This is a genomic window from Kribbella lupini (genome assembly GCF_039529595.1).
GTDB classification, from domain to species: Bacteria; Actinomycetota; Actinomycetes; order Propionibacteriales; family Kribbellaceae; genus Kribbella; species Kribbella lupini.
Genome location: NZ_BAAANC010000003.1, coordinates 628686 through 647136, shown reverse-complemented (window position 1 = coordinate 647136; position 18451 = coordinate 628686). Strand labels below are relative to the sequence as shown.

14 protein-coding genes are annotated in these 18451 nt (G+C 69.7%); 6 read left to right on the top strand and 8 right to left on the bottom strand.

Translation table 11 applies throughout. The features are described 5' to 3' along the window. The first annotated feature begins 30 nt into the window (after positions 1-30). Complete coding sequence (locus tag ABD235_RS29210) at positions 31-1221, top strand: acyl-CoA dehydrogenase family protein (protein WP_344179923.1); 1191 nt, start codon at positions 31-33, stop codon at positions 1219-1221. Between the two features lie 50 nt (positions 1222-1271). On the opposite strand, the gene ABD235_RS29205 is transcribed toward ABD235_RS29210, so the two are convergent. Next, entirely contained in the window at positions 1272-2255 is a 984-nt protein-coding gene (locus ABD235_RS29205; protein ID WP_344179921.1) for an ArsR/SmtB family transcription factor, read from the bottom strand. A gap of 178 nt (positions 2256-2433) precedes the next feature. On the opposite strand from ABD235_RS29205, the gene ABD235_RS29200 reads away from it, so the two are divergent. Further along, positions 2434-5220: an AfsR/SARP family transcriptional regulator gene (locus tag ABD235_RS29200; protein ID WP_344179920.1), complete on the top strand. Its 2787-nt coding sequence runs from the start codon at positions 2434-2436 to the stop codon at positions 5218-5220. Further along, complete coding sequence (locus ABD235_RS29195; protein WP_344179917.1) at positions 5217-7961, top strand: AfsR/SARP family transcriptional regulator; 2745 nt, start codon at positions 5217-5219, stop codon at positions 7959-7961. Before ABD235_RS29200 ends, ABD235_RS29195 begins: the two co-directional genes overlap by 4 nt. A gap of 3 nt (positions 7962-7964) precedes the next feature. Here the strand turns inward: ABD235_RS29195 and ABD235_RS29190 are convergent, their stop codons facing one another. Continuing rightward, the gene (locus tag ABD235_RS29190; RefSeq protein ID WP_344179916.1) at positions 7965-8984 is read right to left on the bottom strand and encodes an ArsR/SmtB family transcription factor; all 1020 of its coding nucleotides are present in this window, start codon (positions 8982-8984) and stop codon (positions 7965-7967) included. Positions 8985-9148: 164 nt separating this feature from the next. Between ABD235_RS29190 and ABD235_RS29185 the strand changes: the two genes are divergently transcribed. Then, positions 9149-9598, top strand: a complete 450-nt coding sequence (locus ABD235_RS29185; RefSeq protein WP_344179913.1) for a GrpB family protein — start codon at positions 9149-9151, stop codon at positions 9596-9598. Position 9599: 1 nt separating this feature from the next. Here ABD235_RS29185 and ABD235_RS29180 read toward each other — a convergent pair whose 3' ends face one another. Next, entirely contained in the window at positions 9600-10709 is a 1110-nt protein-coding gene (locus ABD235_RS29180; RefSeq protein WP_344179911.1) for a magnesium and cobalt transport protein CorA, read from the bottom strand. A 99-nt stretch (positions 10710-10808) separates the two neighbouring features. On the opposite strand from ABD235_RS29180, the gene ABD235_RS29175 reads away from it, so the two are divergent. Both ABD235_RS29175 and ABD235_RS29170 read left to right on the top strand, forming a co-directional pair. Beyond that, on the top strand, positions 10809-11324 hold the full coding sequence (locus ABD235_RS29175) for a YflT domain-containing protein (protein ID WP_344179908.1): 516 nt from the start codon (positions 10809-10811) through the stop codon (positions 11322-11324). 130 nt (positions 11325-11454) lie between these two features. Further along, the gene (locus tag ABD235_RS29170) at positions 11455-11958 is read left to right on the top strand and encodes a MaoC family dehydratase (protein ID WP_344179906.1); all 504 of its coding nucleotides are present in this window, start codon (positions 11455-11457) and stop codon (positions 11956-11958) included. Here ABD235_RS29170 and ABD235_RS29165 read toward each other — a convergent pair. From ABD235_RS29165 to ABD235_RS29145, 5 genes are all read right to left on the bottom strand, one after another. Further along, positions 11955-13766 carry a GH39 family glycosyl hydrolase gene (locus ABD235_RS29165; RefSeq protein ID WP_344179904.1) on the bottom strand — a complete coding sequence of 604 codons (1812 nt, stop codon included), beginning with the start codon at positions 13764-13766 and terminating at the stop codon, positions 11955-11957. The genes ABD235_RS29170 and ABD235_RS29165 overlap by 4 nt on opposite strands. A 95-nt stretch (positions 13767-13861) precedes the next feature. Beyond that, entirely contained in the window at positions 13862-15445 is a 1584-nt protein-coding gene (locus tag ABD235_RS29160) for a glucoamylase family protein (RefSeq protein ID WP_344179902.1), read from the bottom strand. Positions 15446-15458: 13 nt separating this feature from the next. Beyond that, complete coding sequence (locus ABD235_RS29155; protein ID WP_344179900.1) at positions 15459-16271, bottom strand: carbohydrate ABC transporter permease; 813 nt, start codon at positions 16269-16271, stop codon at positions 15459-15461. Next, complete coding sequence (locus ABD235_RS29150) at positions 16271-17149, bottom strand: carbohydrate ABC transporter permease (RefSeq protein ID WP_344179897.1); 879 nt, start codon at positions 17147-17149, stop codon at positions 16271-16273. Before ABD235_RS29150 ends, ABD235_RS29155 begins: the two co-directional genes overlap by 1 nt. A 3-nt stretch (positions 17150-17152) precedes the next feature. Then, entirely contained in the window at positions 17153-18445 is a 1293-nt protein-coding gene (locus ABD235_RS29145) for a sugar ABC transporter substrate-binding protein (RefSeq protein ID WP_344179894.1), read from the bottom strand. Between the last annotated feature and the right edge of the window lie 6 nt (positions 18446-18451).

Sequence of the window (18451 nt, the reverse complement as noted above, 5' to 3'; positions counted from 1 at the left end):
GCGAGTAAGCCGAGCCGAGGAGCCGCCGAGATGAGCAGGTTGCAGCAGACCGAGGGACTGACCGACGTCCAGGAGGAGATCCTCAAGACGGTCCGGGCCTTCGTCGAGGCGGAGATCCTGCCGGTGGCCACCGAGCTGGAGCACAAGGACGAGTACCCGACGCAGATCGTCGAGGGGCTGAAGGAGCTCGGTCTGTTCGGGCTGATGATCCCCGAGGAGTACGGCGGCCTCGGCGAGTCGCTGCTCACCTACGCGCTCTGCGTCGAGGAGATCGCCCGCGGCTGGATGAGCGTGTCCGGCATCATCAACACGCACTTCATCGTCGCGTATATGCTGCTGCAGCACGGGACCGACGAGCAGAAGCAGAAGTACCTGCCGCGGATGGCGACCGGCGACGTGCGCGGCGCGTTCTCGATGTCCGAGCCCGGCTGCGGATCCGACGTGTCGGCGATCAAGACCAAGGCCGTGAAGAACGGTGACGGCTACACGATCAACGGCCAGAAGATGTGGCTGACCAACGGCGGCTCGTCGAACCTGGTCGCCGTCCTGGTGAAGACCGACGAGGGCCAGGACTCGGTCTACAAGAACATGACCACGTTCCTGGTCGAGAAGGAACCGGGCTTCGGCGAGGTCGACCAGGGCCTGACGATCCCGGGCAAGATCGAGAAGATGGGCTACAAGGGCGTCGACACGACCGAGCTGATCTTCGACGGCTACGCGATCGACGCCGGCCAGATCCTCGGCGGCGTTCCGGGCAAGGGTTTCTACCAGATGATGGACGGTGTCGAGGTCGGCCGCGTCAACGTCGCCGCGCGCGGCTGCGGCGTGGCCCGGCGGGCCTTCGAGCTCGGCATCTCCTACGCCCAGCAGCGCGAGACGTTCGGCAAGAAGATCGCCGAGCACCAGGCGGTGCTGTTCCGGCTGGCCGACATGGCGGTCAAGGTCGAGGCCGCGCACGAGCTGATGGTGAAGGCGGCCCGCAAGAAGGACGCCGGCTCACGCAACGATTTCGAGGCCGGGGTCGCGAAGTACCTGGCCAGCGAGTACTGCTCGCAGGTCGTGGAGGACTCCTTCCGGATCCACGGCGGCTACGGGTTCTCCAAGGAGTACGAGATCGAGCGCCTGTACCGGGAGGCGCCGATGCTGCTGATCGGTGAGGGCACGGCCGACATCCAGCGGATGATCATCGGCCGGCGCCTGCTCGAGGACTACAAGCTCTGACCAGCTGCACGCGGCCGGACCGGGCCTGACCGCGCTTCTGCCAGAGCCGGTCATCCGATCGGTGTCCCGCAGCCGTCGAGGATCATCCGGCCGAGCGTGGTCAGGTCGTGCCGCACGGCCTGACCGGCCCGGCGGGTGGTGATCAGTCCGGCTTCGCGCAGGATGCCCGCCTGACGGCTGGCTCCCGCGAGCGAGATGCTGCAGCGCTGGGCCAGCTCGGTCGTCGTACAGCCGTCTGCGATCGCCTCCAGGGCGGCTGCCCGGGTGCTGCCGAGCAGTGCTGCCAGTGGGCGTGACCGCTGCTCGGCTGTACCGCGTCGCAGCGCGCCCACGCCGTGCTTGACCGGGTAGACCAGCACCGGCGGCAGGTTCGGGTCGAGCAGCTTGGTCGGCGTCCGCCAGCAGAACACCGACGGCTGGAGGCGAAGACCGCGGCCGTCCAGGTGCAGGTCCGAGTCCGGCAGTCCGTCGACAGTGAGGACCGGGGACTCCCAGCGGACGGCCGGATGGATGCGGCCGAGGAGGCGGTCCACTCCGGCGCCGGACAGGTGGCTGACCTTCTGCTGGTGGTCTGCGCGCACGATCGTCCGCATCGATTCCCAGTACGGCGCGATGGCCGACTGGTGGTAGGTGTGCATGGCCTGGCCGAGGCCCTTGACCGCCTCCCGGTGGCCGCCGGCCAGTTCCCGGGTCCAGCTCGGCGCAGGGCGCCGTACGGAGAGTAGTTGGAGCTCCTGCTGGAAGCGGCTGCGGGAGGTGGACAGCACTCGCTCGATGCCGTCGTCGAAGGTCCCGGTGTGCTGGGCGGGAGTCAGGAAGTCAGGGGAGTAGCCGCGCGGGGGAGCGAGGTGCAGCAGCCGGGTGGCGGGCCGGGGCAGTTGGCGGCGGGTCCGCTCGCGCCAATGGCCGTAGTGGGTCGTTCCGTCCTGGACCTGCAGCTGGTGCAGGCTCAGCAACACTTCCCAGAGCGGGTCCGGTTCATCGGCGAGCGTGGTCCGAGCCAGGTCCTGACTGGTGAAATGAATCCGCAGCACGACGGTTCTCCTCTCCTTGTCACCATCGTGCTCGGCACCCCCTGTCAACTTCCTGTCACCGGCCGGACCGTGCACCAACGGGAAGGACTCGTCACCCTCTCGTCACCCACGGTTGCCGCATGGCTGGAAATCGTTACCAGGCGATACCCTTCGGACTGCGGCTGGGGAGCGGAGACAGATGACGGCAAGAGGGCTGGAGCGGCCGCGGGTCGCCATCCGGTTGCTCGGTGCTGTCTCGGTGCAGGTGGACGGCCGCTCGGTCGAGCTCGGCGGCGGTCGGGTGGGGGTGCTGCTCGCCGTCCTGGCGTTGTCCGGTGGTGATCCGCTGCCGACCCCGGTGATCGCGGAGCGGGTCTGGGGCGACGATCCGCCGGCGAACATCGCGCCGAGCCTGCACACGCTGACGAAGCGGCTGCGGCGGGCGGTCGGCGCCGACCTGGTGGCCACCGGTCCGGCCGGCTACAGCCTGCGGATCACTCCGGACGACGTGGACGCGTTGAGGTTCGTCCGCCTGGTCCGGGCCGCGCAGGAGAGCGACGACCCTGAGCAGGAGTACGCCCTGCTCGTCGAGGCGCTCGGCCTGTGGACCGGACGGCCCTTCGAGGGCCTGCGGTCGTCCTGGCTGGAGTCGGCGGACGGGCGGCTGGAGGAGCAGTACCTGGCCGCCGTCGAGCGCCGGGTGGATCTCAAGGTCGACGACCGCGAGTACGGCGAGGTACTGGCCGAGCTGCGCAACCTGACCGCCGCGTACCCGCTGCGTGAGTCGCTGTGGGTGCGGCTGCTCCGGCTGCTCGCGCAGGCAGGCCGTACGGCGGAGGCGCTCGAGCTGTACGAGTCCGTCCGGCTCCGGATCGCCGACGAGCTCGGTGTGGATCCTGGCGTCGAGCTGCGCGCCCTGTACGCCGGACTGCTCGAAGGCGAGCCGGCAGAGGCGCCGCCGCAGGTAGTGCCGCGCCAGCTGCCGGCTGATGTCCCGGGCTTTACTGGCCGGGGCGCGGCGCTGGACCAGCTGGACGGCGTACTGGCTGGATGGGATGCGGAGCAGGCTGCCGTGATCGTGGCGATCGACGGGACCGGTGGGGTCGGCAAGACCACGCTGGCTGTGCACTGGGCGCACGGCGTACGGGGGCGGTTCCCCGACGGGCAGCTGTACGTGAACCTGCGTGGCTACAGCGCGGGCGGCCTGGTCCAGCCCGAGAACGCACTGGAGTCCCTGCTGCTCGGACTGGGGGTGCCGGTCAAGGAGATCCCCAGCGGCGTCGAGGCCAGGTCCGCCCTGTTCCGCACGCTGGTCGCCGATCGCCAGATCCTGCTGGTCCTCGACAACGCCCGCAACGTCTCCCAGGTGCGCCCGCTCCTTCCGGGGGCCGGTGGCTTCGTTCTGGTGACCAGCCGCAACCAGTTGCGCGGTCTGGTCGCGCGTGAGGGCGCACGACGCCTCAGCCTCGGCCCGATGTCCGCCGAGGAATCCGCCGCCCTGCTGGCGACCGCCGTCGGCGTACGCCCGTACGACGTGACCGAGCTGACCGCGTTCGCCGAGCTGTGCGGGCGGCTGCCGCTCGCACTGGTGATCGCTGCCGAGCGGGCCGGGCGCAGTGCCGGTTCGGACCTCGCGGCGATCACTCGGCAGCTCGCGGAGACCGGCGACCGGCTGGACGAGCTGGAGATCGCGGACGACGAGCTGAGCAGCGTCCGGGCAGCCTTGTCCTGGTCGTACCAGGCCCTGGCCCCCGACGTGGCCCGGTTGTTCCGGCTGCTCGGCAGCTATCCCGGAGCGGACTTCGACCGGGCCGCGGCGGCCGCACTGGCCGGGCTCGACGAGCTGACGACCGAGCGCCTGCTGGACCACCTGGTCGAGGTGAACCTGGTGGAGGCGGTCGGGACCGGGCGGTACCAGCTGCACGACCTGATCCGGCTCTACGCGGGCGGCCTCGACAGTGATCCCGCCGAGCGCCCCAACGCATTGGCCCGGCTGCTCGACTGGCTGGCGCAGACCTCCGAGGCAGCCCGGGTCGCCCGCGGCGGCAGGCGGCGGTACAAGGTGCTGCACGACCCGTTGCCCGGCGTACGACCGGTGGTGTTCGCGGGCGACGCCGATGCGCTGGCGTGGTTCGACCAGGAGTGGGTGACGCACGTGGCGGCGATCCTCGCGGGGGCGGAGCACGGCCTCGACCGGCTGGTCGCCTGCCTGGCGAGCGAGCTGTGGGACTACCTCGACCAGCGCCGGGCACCCAGTCCGGAGTCGATCGCGGCGCACGAGATCGCCGTACGGTCGGCGGCTCGTACCGGGGAGCCGCTGCTGGAGGCCGTCGTCAGCAACCAGGCGGCGGTCAGCTACGGCATGGTGAGGCGGTATCCGGAGTCACGGGACCTGTTCCTGCGCGCACTGGAGCTGTTCAGCAGCGTGGGCGACACGACCGGGATGGCGAAGGTGCACAGCAACCTCGGCATCACGTACAAGCGCCTGGGCGATCCGGAAACGTCGATCGAGCACCTGAAGACCGCGCTGGCGCTGAACGAGGACCAGGACTCGCTCGGCGGCACCCACAACAACCTGTCCTCCACCTACTACGCCATCGGCCGGTACGACGAGGCGATCGCCAGCGCGCGCGAGGCGGTCGCCCTGGCGCGGCGGACCGGTCAGCCCCGCAACGAGGCCGATGCGCTGGACTCGCTCGGGACGGCGTACCTGGGGGCGGGTCAGTTCGAGCAGGCCGTGACCAACCTGGAGGAGGCCGCCCGGCTGTGCACGGAGCTGCAGCTCGGCGCCGTCGAGGTGCCGACGCTGGTCAACCTCGGGGACGCCTACCGGGCGCTGGGCCGGCCCAACGGCGCGGTCGGCGCCTGGCAGCGCGCGTTGCAGGCCGCCGACCGGCACGGGCAGTCGTCGATCTACTTCGACCGCGAGGAGATCGTCAAGCGGCTCGACGCGACGCCTGTCGAGCAAGGCCAGGACGCGATGTGAGCGTTGAGGTGCAGTTGCTCGGCGGTGTGTCGGTGCGGCTCGACGGGCGCGACGTCGAGCTCGGTGGAGACCGGTTGCGGTCCCTGCTGGCGATTCTCGCGCTGTCGGCCGGCGACAGCGTCCCGACGGCGCTGCTCGTCGAGCGGATCTGGGGCGAGGCGCCGCCGGCCAACGCCGGTCCCAGCCTGCACACGTTGATGACCAGGCTCCGGCGAGCTGTGGGCGCCGAGCTGGTGGCGACCGGTCCGACCGGGTACAGCCTGCGCGTCGAGCCCGAGCAGGTCGACGTACTGCGCTTTGCGCGCCTGCTGCGGACGGCTGCTCAGTCCGTCGAACGCGCGGACGAGCGGGACGCCCTCGACGAGGCGCTCGCGTTGTGGACCGGTCGCCCGTTCGCGGGGGTGCGCTCGGACTGGCTGGAGTCGATCGAGCTGCCGCGGCTCGACGAGCAGTACCTGGCAGCGGTGGAACGCCGTTTCGACCTCCGGTCGCTGGACTTCTCACCGCAGAACCGCGGCGAGGAGCTGGCCGAGCTGCGCAGGCTCACTGTGGCCTACCCGCTGCGCGAGTCCCTCTGGGCGCGCTTCCTTCGACTCCTGGCGCGCAGCGGCCGGACGGCGGAAGCACTCGAGCTGTACGACGAAGTGCGCGGCCGCATCGCCGACGAGCTCGGCGTCGACCCCGGTGCCGAGCTGCGCGCCGTGTTCGACGAGCTGACCGGGACGCGGACCAGATCGTCCCGCCGGGTCGCGCCGAGCCAGCTGCCGTCCGACGTACTCGGCTTCACCGGCCGCAAGGAAGTCCTGGCCGAGCTGGACGGAGTACTGGCCGGCCGTGATCCCGAGAGCACGGTCGCTGTGGTGCTGCACGGACCGGGCGGAGCCGGGAAGACCAGTCTGGCGGTGCACTGGAGTCATCTGGTCGCTGAGCAGTTCCCGGACGGGCAGCTGTTCGTGGACCTGGGCGGGTACGGGCCGGGCGCACCCGTGGATCCCTCGGTGGCGCTGGGCTATCTGCTGCACGCTCTCGGCGTACCGGCTTCGCAGATTCCGGCGGAGGTCGGCGGGCGGAGTGCGTTGCTGCGGTCGACGCTCGCCGGCCAGCGCGTCTTGCTGGTGCTCGACAACGCGCTCAACGCCGAGCAGGTCAGGCCGCTGCTGCCAGGCATGGGTGCAGTCGTGCTGATCACCAGTCGGAGCAGGCTGCGTGGCCTGGTCGCGCGGGAAGGCGCTCGGCAGGTTGCGATCGACCAGCTGTCGACGGCGGATGCCAGGAGCCTACTGACCGGTCGGATCGGGCTGCCTGACTCTGGGAGCGTGCAACTGCTCGACCAGCTGGCGGATCGCTGCAACCACCTGCCGCTGGCGCTGGTGATCGCGGCCGAGCAGATCGCCAGGCGGTCGGGCTCGGCACTGGCCGAGCTGGTCGGTGAGCTGACCGAGCACCAGCTGGACGCGTTCGATGCGAGCGACGATCCGGCGACCGACCTGCGGGCGGTGTTCTCCTGGTCGTACCGGACGCTCGACCCGGAGGCGGCGCGGTTCTTCCGGATGCTGAGCATCTACCCGGGCCGGCGTTTCGCACCGCAGGCAGCGGCAGCGCTGACCGGGCACGACGCCAGGACGGCCGGCAAGCTCCTGCGACGGCTAGCCGATCTGCACCTCGCCGTGGAGACCAGCGCCAACAGGTTCCAGCTGCACGACCTGCTGCGCGCCTACGGCGCAGAGGAACTGGCGAAGGCGACCGACGACGTCGACGCGGCCTGGGAGCGGCTGCTGGACTGGGCGGTGCAGTCCGCCGTCGCTGCGAGGGTGGTGCTCGGAGAGCCGCGCAAGCTGCGGTACGTCGACGAGCCGCTGCCCGACACGGTCCCGCTGACGTTCGCCGACCAGCCGGCTGCTCGGGCGTGGTTCGACCTCGAGCTGCGTGGGCTGATGGCCATGGTGGTCGGTGGAGCCGCGCGCGGGATGCACGCCCAGGCCGCACGGCTCGGACTGCTGCTGTGGAACGCGTTGGCGCGGCTGGTGAGCCCCGACGAGGCGCTGGCGATCCAGCAGGTCGCAGCGGAGTCAGCACGCCAGGTCGGCCACCCGATGCTGGCAGCCCTGGCGACGAACCAGCTGGCCACCAGCCACGGCGCCCGTGGTGACCTGGTGCAGGCCGAGGCGGAGCTGTTCCGCGCGCTGGACATGTTCACCGAGATCGGCAACCCCGCGGGCATCGCGCTGGTGCGCGGCAACCTCGGCTTCCTGAGGCAGCTCGAAGGCAAGTACGACGAAGCCGTCGAGCACCAGCGGGCAGCCCTGGACATCACCCGGGCCCAGGGCGACGACCACGCGACGGCCGGCCTGCTGAACAACCTGGCGATGACCTACAACGAGTCCGGCCGGTACGCCGAGGCGCGGCTGACCGCGCTGGAGTGTGTGCGGATCTGTGAGGACCTCACCGATCTGCGGCCGCTGTGCTTCGTCAACGACACCCTCGGCCAGGCGTACGTCGGGCTCGGCGAGGTCGAGCTGGCGACCGAGCGCTTCGCGGCCGCGGTGACTCTGAACCTGCGGATCGGCAGCCCGGCCGCCGCGGTCGGTGCGCAGGTCCGGCTCGGCCGCGCGTGGCAGGGTACCGACGACGCCGCGGCCAAGCAGGCGTGGATCTCCGCGCTCGAGCTGATCGACGACCACGGCCACGGCCTGCTGGACAACCTGCGCGCCGAGGTCGAGCGGCTGCTGGGTGACCTGTAGGAGCTACGACGTGACCGCCGGGCGCTTGTCGTGCCGCAGACCGCCGGAGCCGTAGCCGGACAGCAGCCAGATGCCCAGCTGGGTGACCTCGTGCTTGACCGACGCACCCGCCCGGCGGGTGGTGATCAGTCCGGCCTCGCGCAGCACGGTCGCCTGGTGGCTGGCCGCCGCCGGGGAGATGTTGCAGCGCTTGGCCAGCTCGGTCGTCGTACAGCCTTCGACTGAGGCCTCCAGCGCTGCCGCGCGAGTGGAGCCGAGCAGGGAGCCGAGCGCGTCCGACGGCCGGTGGGAGTCGGAGGACTGTCGCAGGATGCCGGGCGCGTGCTGGATCGGGTAGACCAGGATGGGCTTCAGCCCCGGGTCACGTAGCTTGGTCGGCACCTGCCAGCAGAACGCGGACGGCTGCAGCTCGATGCCGCGACCGTCCAGGTAGAAGTCGCGGTCGTTCATGTCGAGCACCTGCAGCACCGGCGCCACCCAGCGGACCCGTGGGTGCAGCGAGGACAGCAGCCGGTCCACACCGTGCCGGGCGAGCGCGTCACCGCGGTGCGCCTGGTCCGCCGCCACGTGCGTCCCGATCGACTTCCAGTACGGCGCGATGGCGGCGTCGTGGTAGGTCCGGATCGCGTGGCCCAGCTTGCGCATCGCCGAGCGGTCACCCTGGGCCAGCTCCCGGGTCCACGGCGACACCGGCCGGTACTTGCTGAGCAGGTCGAGCTCGGACCGGACCTGCTGCTGCGGAGTCGACAGGGCCTTCTCCAGCGCGCTGTCGAAGTCCGCCGGGCAGTCGGCCGGGGTCAGGAAGTCGGGGGAGTAGCCGCGGGCCGGCGTCAGCTCGAGCAGCAGCCGCATCTGGTCCGGCGCGACCTTGGTGCGGACGTGCTTGCGCCAGTCGTCGAACACCAGCCGCCCGTCGGAGTGCTGCAGCATGTGCAGGCTGAGCAGGATCTCCCACAGCGGCGCGGGCTGGGTCGAGATCGTCACCCGGGCCAGGTCGCGCGGGGTGAAGTGGATGCGGAGCACGGGCCCTCCCGGCAGCCGGTGGTAGCAGATCGTGGCGGACTGCTGACCGAACGCAATGGTGGCATTGAAGCAGGTGCTCGCGAACGCCCACAACCGCTTGGGTCACCCCAGCGCGGCCAGTGGTGGCCATTGGCACCAGGTTGCCAAGCTGCTTGGCTGAGCAGATGATCTGGTCCGACGAGATCACCGCCCAGGCGTCCGCGATCCACGCGCTCGTACGCCGTACGCTCGAAGCCGCCGGCGTGCCCGGTGACCTGGAGTGGACGGGAGCGGCGAGCGTGCCCGGCACGCTCACGAAGGGCGACGTCGATCTGCACCTGCGTGTCGCTCCGGAGCTCTTCGCGCCCGCGGTCGCGCTGCTGAAGGAACTCCTCCCGGTCGCCGTCCCGTCCGCCTGGGCGCCGACGCTGGCAGTGTTCGACGTACCGGACCAGGAACTGCCGACCGGGCTGGCGGTGACACCGGTCGGGTCCGAGCACGACGTCCGCTTCACGCAGGCCTGGCGGCGGATCGCCGCGGAGCCGGAAGCGCACCGGCGCTACAACGAGCTGAAGCGCCGGCCCGGCCACGAGGAGCAGAAGTCCGCCTTCTTCTCCGAGCTGACCGGCACCTGACTCACAGCCAGCGGTTCTTCTTGAACAGCCGGTAGAGCACGGTGCAGGCGACCAGCATCACGCCGAGCACGACGTAGTACCCGTACTTCGTGGTCAGGATCGGCATGTTCTCGAAGTTCATCCCGTAGACCCCGGCGATCAGCGTCGGGACGGCGATGATCGCGACCCAGGCCGAGATCCGCCGCATGTCCTCGTTCTCCGAGACCTGCACCTGGGCCAGGCCCGCCTGCAGGATCGAGCTGAGCAGCTCGTCGAACGAGATCACCTGCTCCTTGACCCGCAGCAGGTGGTCGTCGACGTCGCGGAAGTAGTCCCGGGTCTCGTCGGCGATCATCGGGTGCCGCAGGGTGGCCAGCGCGCGCATCGGCCCGGTCAGCGGCGCGACCGCCCGCTTCAGCTCCAGCACCTCGCGCTTGAGCTGGTACACCCGGTCGATGTTGCGCCAGCCGCGCGGGCTGAACATCTCGATCTCGATCAGGTCGATGTCGGCCTGGACGGCGGCCGCGACCGCCAGGTAGCTGTCGACCACGTGGTCGGCGATCGCGTGGAGCACGGCGCCCGGACCGGCGGCCAGCCGCTTCGGCTCCTTCTCCAGCACCTGCCGCAGCCCGGTCAGCTCGCCGTGGTCCCCGTGCCGCACGGTGATCACGAAGCCCGGCCCGCAGAACACCATCACCTCACCGGACTCGACCACTTCGCTGGTGGCGGTCAGGTCGTCGTGCGGCACGTACCGCACGGTCTTCAGTACGGCGAACAGCGTGTCGCCGTACCGCTCGAGCTTGGGGCGCTGGTGCGCCTCGGTCGCGTCCTCCAGCGCCAGCGGGTGCAGACCGAACTGCTGCCCGATCACGGCCAGCTGGTGCTCGTTCGGCTCGAACAGGCCGATCCACACGTAGCCCTCGCCCCGCCGGGCCCGCTGCAGCGCGTCGACGTAGTCACCGTCGTGGGTGTCGCGCCGGCCGTCGCGGTAGTAGGCCCAGTCGACCAGTGCGCCGTCCAGCTTGCCGCTGCCGACCAGGTCGAACGCCGGGACCTCGGGAACGGCCGGCCGACGGGCGAACACCCGCCCGACGCGCCGGGAGGCGCCCATGTCCCACCTTCGACCGGTCATCGACGCGAGGCTATCAACGCCCCGCCGGTGTGGCTGCCACGCTGCCGTTACCAAGCGTCGGCAATGATGGGATGGAAGCAACAGCGGAGAGGAACGACGATGACCACCCAGGGCATGCCCTCGATGGACCCCCGCCCGACGGGGCTGACGATCGGCACGTACGACACCTACCTGCAGGCGCAGCGAGCGGTCGACTACCTCTCGGACGAGAAGTTCCCGGTGGAGCACACCACGATCGTCGGCAACAACCTGCGCCAGGTGGAGAAGATCACCGGCCGGCTGACCTGGGCGCGCGCGCTCACCGCCGGTCTGGCCAGCGGCGCGTGGTTCGGCCTGTTCGTCGGCGTGCTGCTCGGCCTGTTCACCACCAACGGCGGCTGGCTGGCCGCGCTGCTCACCGGTGTCGTGCTCGGCGCGATCTTCGGCATGGCGTTCGGCGCGATCGGCTACGCCCAGCTGGGCGGCCGCCGCGACTTCACCTCGCGGACCGCGGTGGTGGCGACGACGTACGACGTGCTGTGCGACTTCAAGTACGCCGAGGAGGCCCGCAACCACCTGGCCAAGCTGGCGCTGAAGGGCGAGGTCACGCCGCGCCTGCCGGAGCAGTCCAACTAGCTCCGGCACCGCAGGGTGAGACCAAGGCCACGTGCGCTGCCAGCGGGCGTGAGAGCTACACCACTGGGCGTGGGGGCTGCGCCGCCGTACCGGGACCGGGCACCATGATCCGGAACCGGAAGGAGCACGGATGCAGTTCGGGCGTAGCTACGAGGAGTTCGAGGTCGGTGCGGTCTACAAGCACTGGCCCGGCAAGACGGTCACCGAGTACGACGACCACCTGTTCTGCCTGCTGACGATGAACCACCATCCGCTGCACCTGGACACCAACTACGCCGAAACGACCACCCAGTTCGGCCAGAACGTTGTGGTTGGCAACTACATCTACTCGATCCTGCTCGGTATGTCGGTGCCCGACGTCAGCGGCAAGGCGATCGCGAACCTGGAGATCGAGTCGCTGCGGCACGTCGCGCCGACCTTCCACGGCGACACGATCTACGGCGAGACCGTCGTCCTGGACAAGTGGGAGTCGAAGTCCAAGGACGACCGCGGCGTCGTGTACGTCGAGACCAAGGGCTACAAGCAGGACGGCACCGTCGTCTGCCTGTTCAAGCGCAAGGTGATGGTCCCGAAGAACTCCTACCTCGAAGCGCGGGGCGGCGAACAGCCCGGCCGCCCCACGCCTCTGAGCTAGACCGGCCGGAACTCCACCAGTACGGCGGACGGCATCGGCAGGGTCAGGCTGACCCGCTCACCCTCCCGAGCCACCCGCTCGGTCTTCAGCACCGAGTGAGCGGCCAGCTGCGTCCACTGCTCGTCGGTGGGCCATTCGCCCACGCCCAAAGCGTTCGCAGCCGCGACCAGGTCTCCTGACCCCTCGGGCGTCAGGTAAGTCGCCGTGGCCGTCCAGCTGTCGTCGACACCCGGCACGGACAGCTCCACCGTGCGGGTGAGGTCCGCGTCGCCAGCTGCCTTCGTCTGGTCCAGCGTGAGGTTCCACAGCAGTACGGCGACCCGGTCGCGGTCCCGCGAGGCCCACGCCTCGACCAGACTGCCCGCACCATCTCCGTCGACGGCTACCGGCAGCTCCACGGGGCCCAGCCGGCTCAGCAGCGACATGGCGTGGAAGCGCGGCTTCGGCAGCCCACCGACGGTTTGCAGCCCGAACCCACCGTGCAGCAGCCGCGGCGGCCGGCCCAGCTCCTCGAAGTGGTCCGACGCGACCCAGTAGGCCAGCGCGTCCACCCGACCGGCGGCGGACTTCATCCCGCGCAGCAGGAACACCCCGGAGAAGACCGAGTCGTTGATCGGGTTGAAATGCGTCGGCGTGACGCCCCACTCCGTCCACAGGATCCGCGCGTTGCCGAACCCGTGCCGCTCCAGCGAAGCCCGTACGTCGAGCGGCGGGCTCCCGTAGGTGTGCGTCGTCACGAAGTCCACCGGCGACCCGACCGACGCGGCGTGCGCCAGCAGGTCGTCCACCCATCCGGCCGCGGCCGACGAGGGCCCACCGACGGCCAGCCGCTGGTCCACCGCCTTCACCGCGGCCGCGCTCACGTCGTACAGGCGCATCCACTCGGCCTTGGTGCCGGACCAGAAGACCTCCAGGTTGGCCTCGTTCCACACCTCGAAGTCCCAGCCGAGCACCTCGTCCAGCCCGTACCGGTCGACCATGTGCTGCACCAGCGCGGTCACCAGCGCGCCCCAGCGCTCGTACGAGTGCGGCGGCGAGATGATCGCGCCGTACTCGAAGACGGTCTTCGACGGGTCCGACGCCAGGTCACGCGGCATGAAGCCGAGCTCGACGACCGGCCGCAGCCCGAGGCCGAGCAGCTTGTCGTAGATCGCGTCGACCACGGAGAAGTCGTAGACCGGCTCCCCGTCGACCTCGGTGTAGACGCGGGTGTCGTCGTGGAAGATCGCGTGCGCCCGCACCGTGCGCACCCCGATGTCGTCGTGCATCCGCCGCAGCGCCTGCTCCAGCTCCGGCCCGATCTCCCGGCCGCCGCTCAGGTCGGTGCACAGCAACTGGCTGAGCCGCTCACTGCCCACCATCGGCACCCAGGGCTTCGGCAGCTCGACCCCCTCCGCGTGGGCGTCCACCGCTACCTGCAGCACGGGCACCGAGCCGTCCGCCACCAGCGGCACGGCCCCGACCATCTCACTGGCCCGTCCGGCGACCGTCACCTCCGGCACGCTAGCCACGGCGTACCTGTACGGCGTACCGGGTGTGCAGGTGGTGTCCACGTACGGCGGCAGCGGCACCGACAGCACGTCACCGCTGTGGTGGTCGACCGGCTCCAGCGGCCCATCCTCCGTGCCGCGCAGGATCAGGTACCCGACGGCGCCGGGAACCAGCGACCAGTCGACCGTCACCTGGCCGACGCCACCGACCGCGCTCACCTCCTTGGGCGGGTCCAGGTCCGGGAACTCGAACTCCCGGGCCTCGTCGCTGCGGACCGCGATCCGCGCGTCCCAGTCGGCCTTGGCGTCTGTATTCATCAAAACTCCCCGAGTCTCCTCTGTGCGTCCGAAGAACGAGCGTGCGTCCGAAGGACCGAGCTGGTCACAGTCGTTCGGACGTCACGGCCAGGTGGTCAGTCGAGCCCGGCGGTGAACTGCTCCATCGCGATCAGCGGCCTGACCCGCCGCTCGACCGCGCCGCGGCTGAAGTTGCGCCGGATCACGTCGTGGCCGAACACGTTGCCGATGGCACCCATCACCATGGCCTGGTCCAGCGACAGGTAGCGCCGGGCGATCGTCCCGGACTTCACCGCGACCGAGTCGTAGAACCCGCCGCCGGCGTACGCCTTCAGGCGGGACTCGATCCTGGCCAGGTTGTCGATCGCCTGCCGCGGCGCGTACTGCATCGCCAGGAACGCCGCGTGCGGGGTGACCACGCCGTCGCCGTACGCCGGCGTCGGGTTCACGCCGTCTCGACACCCCTCGAACCCGGCGTCGAAGTTGGTCGCCTCCAGGTCCGACGGGTAGCCGTTCGGGTCCATCCCGATCGCGTCCACGCCGTACACGCTGTAGCCGCCCTGGGGGTTGGAGGCCGGCGAGAAGCCCCAGTAGCCGTACTTCGCGTCGTCGAGCCCGTGCTCGATGTGCGCGCGGACCGTGAGCGGGTGGTTGATCGCCCAGCTGCGGGTGGCCCAGCGGCCCTCGGGCACGAACAGGTCGGGCATCAGCGACTCGAACATGTCGCCGCCCCACGACGGCACCAGCCGCATGCCGCGGTAGGAGTAGCTGCCCTCGAACACGTCGATTCCGAGGTACGTCCGGTGCACGCCGACCGGCCGCTGCTCGACCCACGACCAGTCGCACGAGTCCGGGAAGGTCCGGTACGTCGCGAAGTACTGCTCGGCCGGGACCTGACCGAGCGCGATCCCGATGTACGGCGCGATCCGGGCCTCGGTGTTGCAGGTGTCGTAGTGGAACTTGCGGTAGTACACGTCCGGCCCGGTGCCGGCGTGGTTGCCCTTGTCGGTCTCCTCGTCCGGCGGCGGGGTCTCGAAGAAGCCGCCACGCATCAGACCGGCGCCGACGCCCGGACGCGCGTCCGGGTTGTAGTAGTAGGCGAAGTTCATCTTGCCCAGCAGACCGTCGGCCAGCCCGCGGACGCGCGGCTCCGCGTTGCGGACCACCATCAGCGCGGCCGCGAACCAGCCGTTGTCGACGCTGGACACGAACGGCGTGATCTCGCGCGTACCGTCGGGGTCGACGTGCAGGACCTCGCCGGTCGCTTCGTCGTACCAGTTGAAGTACATGCCGCTGGGCTCGTGGTGGTCGACCTTCGACATCGTGGTGAGGGTCTGGGTGAGCCGGCGCAGCGACTCCTGCGGCGAGATGATCCCGAGCTCGCGGGCGACCACCGTGCTCCACAGGTAGCCGCCGATGTTGGTCGGGGAGGTGTACTTGCTGCGGACCGGGTCGGTGACCGAGGCGCCGATGTTGTCGGCGGGCAGGCCGGTCCTCTCGTCGGTCATCGCGACCAGGCTGCGCCAGGTGTCGCGCGCCCAGCGACCGACCAACGCGCGATCTTGACGGTTGGGCTTCCAGCCACCCTTGAGTTGGTCAGCTGGTGAGGTCGTTCCTCCGTACGCAGGAACTGCCGTGCCTACCAGAGCGGCCGTTCCGGTGGCTGCGAGTAGTGTGCGGCGACTGATGTTGGCGGTCATCTACGTCTCCTAGCTATTTGAGTCCAGTGATCGCTATGCCCTTGGTGACGTGCCGCTGGAAGACCAGGAACATCACCAGCACCGGTACGACGACCACGACCGCGCCGGCCATCAGCAGGCCGTAGTTCTGCGCGTTCTGCCCGGTCGAGTACAGCGCCAGGGCGACGGGAAGGGTGTACTTGTCCTCGGTCTGGGCGATCACCAGCGGCCAGAGGAAGTTGTTCCAGGAGCCGAGGAAGGTCAGGATGCCGAGCGTGGCCAGCGCGGGCCGGGTCAGCGGCAGCATGATCCGGGCGAAGATCCCCAGCTCGCTGGTGCCGTCCACCCGGCCGGCGTCCATCAGGTCGTCGGGCAGCCCGGAGAAGAACTGCCGCATCAGGAACACGCCGAACGGCGAGACCAGGAACGGCAGGATCAGCCCCGGGTAGCTGTTGGCCAGCCCGGCGTTGGTGACGAACACGAACAGCGGCACGAAGGTGACCATCCCGGGCACCATCAGCGTCGCCAGCACCAGCACGAACAGCGCGTTGCGGCCCTTGAACCGCAGCTTGGCCAGCGCGTACCCGATCATCGAGCAGAACGCCAGGTTGCCGGCCGTCACCGCCAGCGCCACCACGGTCGAGTTGAGGAAGTACCGCGGGAAGTTCGCCTTGTTGAACAGGTCGTCGTAGTTCTGCGTGGTCGGTGCCTGCGGCAACCAGGTCGGCGGTACCCGGAGCAGCTCGCCCTGGGTCTTGAAGCTGCCCAGCAGCATCCAGACGAACGGCGCCGCGACCGCGACCAGCCCGAGCAGGCCGATCAGGTAGATCCACCAGGTGCGGCGCATCACTTCTCCCTCAGCAGCCGGAACTGGATGAACGTGATGACGGCGATCACCACGAACAGGATGTAGGCCATCGACGTGGCCAGCCCGTAGTTGCCGAAGCCGAACTGCTGGTAGGTGTACATCGACACCGACAGCGTCGAGTTCAGCGGACCGCCCTGCGTCATCACCAGCGGCTCCTCGAAGAACTGCAGGTAGCCGATCCCGGTGGTGACGCTGGTGAACAGCACGGTCGGCCGCAGCAACGGCAGGATCAGGTACCGGAACCGTTGCCACGGGCCCGCACCGTCGATCTGCCCGGCCTCCTCGACCGTGGCCGGGATGCCCTGCAGGCCGGCCAGGAAGATGATCATCGCCGAGCCGAAGTTGCGCCAGACCGCCATCGCGATCAGCGACGGCATCGCCCAGGTCTTCGACGCCAGCCAGTTCGGCCCGTCGATCCCGAACCAGCCGAGCACCGTGTTCAGCAGGCCGGCGTCCGGCGCCAGCACGAACCGCCAGATCACCGCGATCGCGACGATCGAGGTCACCACGGGCAGGTAGTAGGCGACCTTGAACAGCGCCTGGAACCGCTTGATGCCCCGGTCCAGCAGCACCGCCGCGGCCAGCGCGACCGCCAGCGTCAGCGGCACGCCGACCACCACGAAGTACGCCGTGTTGAACGCGGCCTTGCGGAACGTCTCGTCGGACAGGGCCTTCACGTAGTTGTCGAGACCGACCCCCTCGACCGCGAACGGCGTCCGCAGGTCACGCTGCTTGATGTCGGTGAAGCTCATCCCGAACGAGCCCAGCACCGGCCCGGCCGTGAAGGCCAGGAACAGCACCACGAACGGCAGGACAAGGATCCACGCGGCCGTGGTCTCTCGCCTGAGCGATCGCATCGGTCAGCTACCGGTACCGATCGACGCGGCCTTGGTCTGGATCGCCTTCGCGGTCTCCTCCGGCGACTGGTTGGCCTTGACCATCTTCTCCACCTCGGTGTCGAACGCGGTCGCGACCTGCTCCCAGTTCACGATCGCCGGCGGCGCCTTGGCGGTCTCCAGCTGCTTGCCGAACACCGGCAGCAGCGGGTCGTTCGCGATGCTCGGGTCCTTCCACGCGGCCTGGACCGCGGGCAGGTCGGTCGACAGCTTGAACCACTCGGCCTGCGTCTTGGCGTCGGACAGCCACTTGACCAGCTTCCAGGCGCTGTCCTTGTTCTTGCTGGTCTTGAACACGACGAAGTTGCTGCCGCCGACGAACGACGTCGAGGTCTTGTTCTTCGGCAGCTCGAAGACGCCGATGTTCGGCTTGATCTTGTCGCCGCCCAGCTTGGCGATCGAGCCCGCCATCCAGGGGCCGGAGATGAACATCGGGGCCTGGCCGCTGACGAACTGCGCCTCGGTCTGGTTCGGCGGCAGGTCGGTCCCGGCGATCTTGTCGGTGAAGAAGGACTGGTAGTACTTCAGCCCCTCCTGCATCTCCGGCGTGTCCAGCGTGAACTGCTTGTCGTCGTCGGAGGTGATGCTCGCCCCGGCCGACCACGAGAACGGCATCACCGTCTGCCAGGAGCCCTGACCGCCCGGCTGCAGGTTGATCCCGTACTTCGCACCGGCCTTGTCCTGCATCGCCTTGGCCATCGCCTTCAGCCCGTCCCAGTCGGTCGGGGGAGTGGTGATGCCGGCCTTGGCGGCCAGGTCCTTGCGGTAGTAGACGACGCGCGTCTCGACGTACCAGGGCACGCCGTAGCTGACGTCGCCGACCTTGGTGGTGTCCAGCGCACCGGGGTAGAAGCTGCCGGTGTCGATCCCCGACGGGGTCGGGTCGAGCGCGTCGAGGTCGGCGAACTCACCCATCCAGGTGGTGCCGACCATCGCGGCGTCCGGCAGCGACTGCGCCGTGATCGCGGTGGTGAACTTGTTGTGCGCGGAGTCCCAGGGGATCGGCGTCACCGTCACCTTGGTCCCGGGGTTGGCGGCCTCGAACTCCTTGGTCAGCTTGGGCAGGTTCTCGCCCTCGGTGCCCATCGCCCAGACGGTCAGGTTGCCGGTGGCCGGGTCGCTGCCGATGCTGGTGGTCGCCTGCGGGGCCGACTCGGGGGAGTCCTCGGACCGGCCGCAGCCGGCCAGGGCCAGCGCCGTGGCGGTGAGTACGGCGCCGCCGGTCACCAGCCGGCGACGGGTGCTCTGGGTGATCATGCTCGT

Coding starts and splice junctions, on each gene's coding strand:
- ABD235_RS29175 (WP_344179908.1), top strand. CDS start 10,809: ATGACCACCCAGGGCATGCCCTCGATGGACCCCCGCCCGACGGGGCTG.
- ABD235_RS29200 (WP_344179920.1), top strand. CDS start 2,434: ATGACGGCAAGAGGGCTGGAGCGGCCGCGGGTCGCCATCCGGTTGCTC.
- ABD235_RS29210 (WP_344179923.1), top strand. CDS start 31: ATGAGCAGGTTGCAGCAGACCGAGGGACTGACCGACGTCCAGGAGGAG.
- ABD235_RS29170 (WP_344179906.1), top strand. CDS start 11,455: ATGCAGTTCGGGCGTAGCTACGAGGAGTTCGAGGTCGGTGCGGTCTAC.
- ABD235_RS29160 (WP_344179902.1), bottom strand. CDS start 15,445: ATGACCGCCAACATCAGTCGCCGCACACTACTCGCAGCCACCGGAACG.
- ABD235_RS29150 (WP_344179897.1), bottom strand. CDS start 17,149: ATGCGATCGCTCAGGCGAGAGACCACGGCCGCGTGGATCCTTGTCCTG.
- ABD235_RS29180 (WP_344179911.1), bottom strand. CDS start 10,709: ATGACCGGTCGAAGGTGGGACATGGGCGCCTCCCGGCGCGTCGGGCGG.
- ABD235_RS29155 (WP_344179900.1), bottom strand. CDS start 16,271: ATGCGCCGCACCTGGTGGATCTACCTGATCGGCCTGCTCGGGCTGGTC.
- ABD235_RS29185 (WP_344179913.1), top strand. CDS start 9,149: ATGATCTGGTCCGACGAGATCACCGCCCAGGCGTCCGCGATCCACGCG.
- ABD235_RS29145 (WP_344179894.1), bottom strand. CDS start 18,445: ATGATCACCCAGAGCACCCGTCGCCGGCTGGTGACCGGCGGCGCCGTA.
- ABD235_RS29165 (WP_344179904.1), bottom strand. CDS start 13,766: ATGAATACAGACGCCAAGGCCGACTGGGACGCGCGGATCGCGGTCCGC.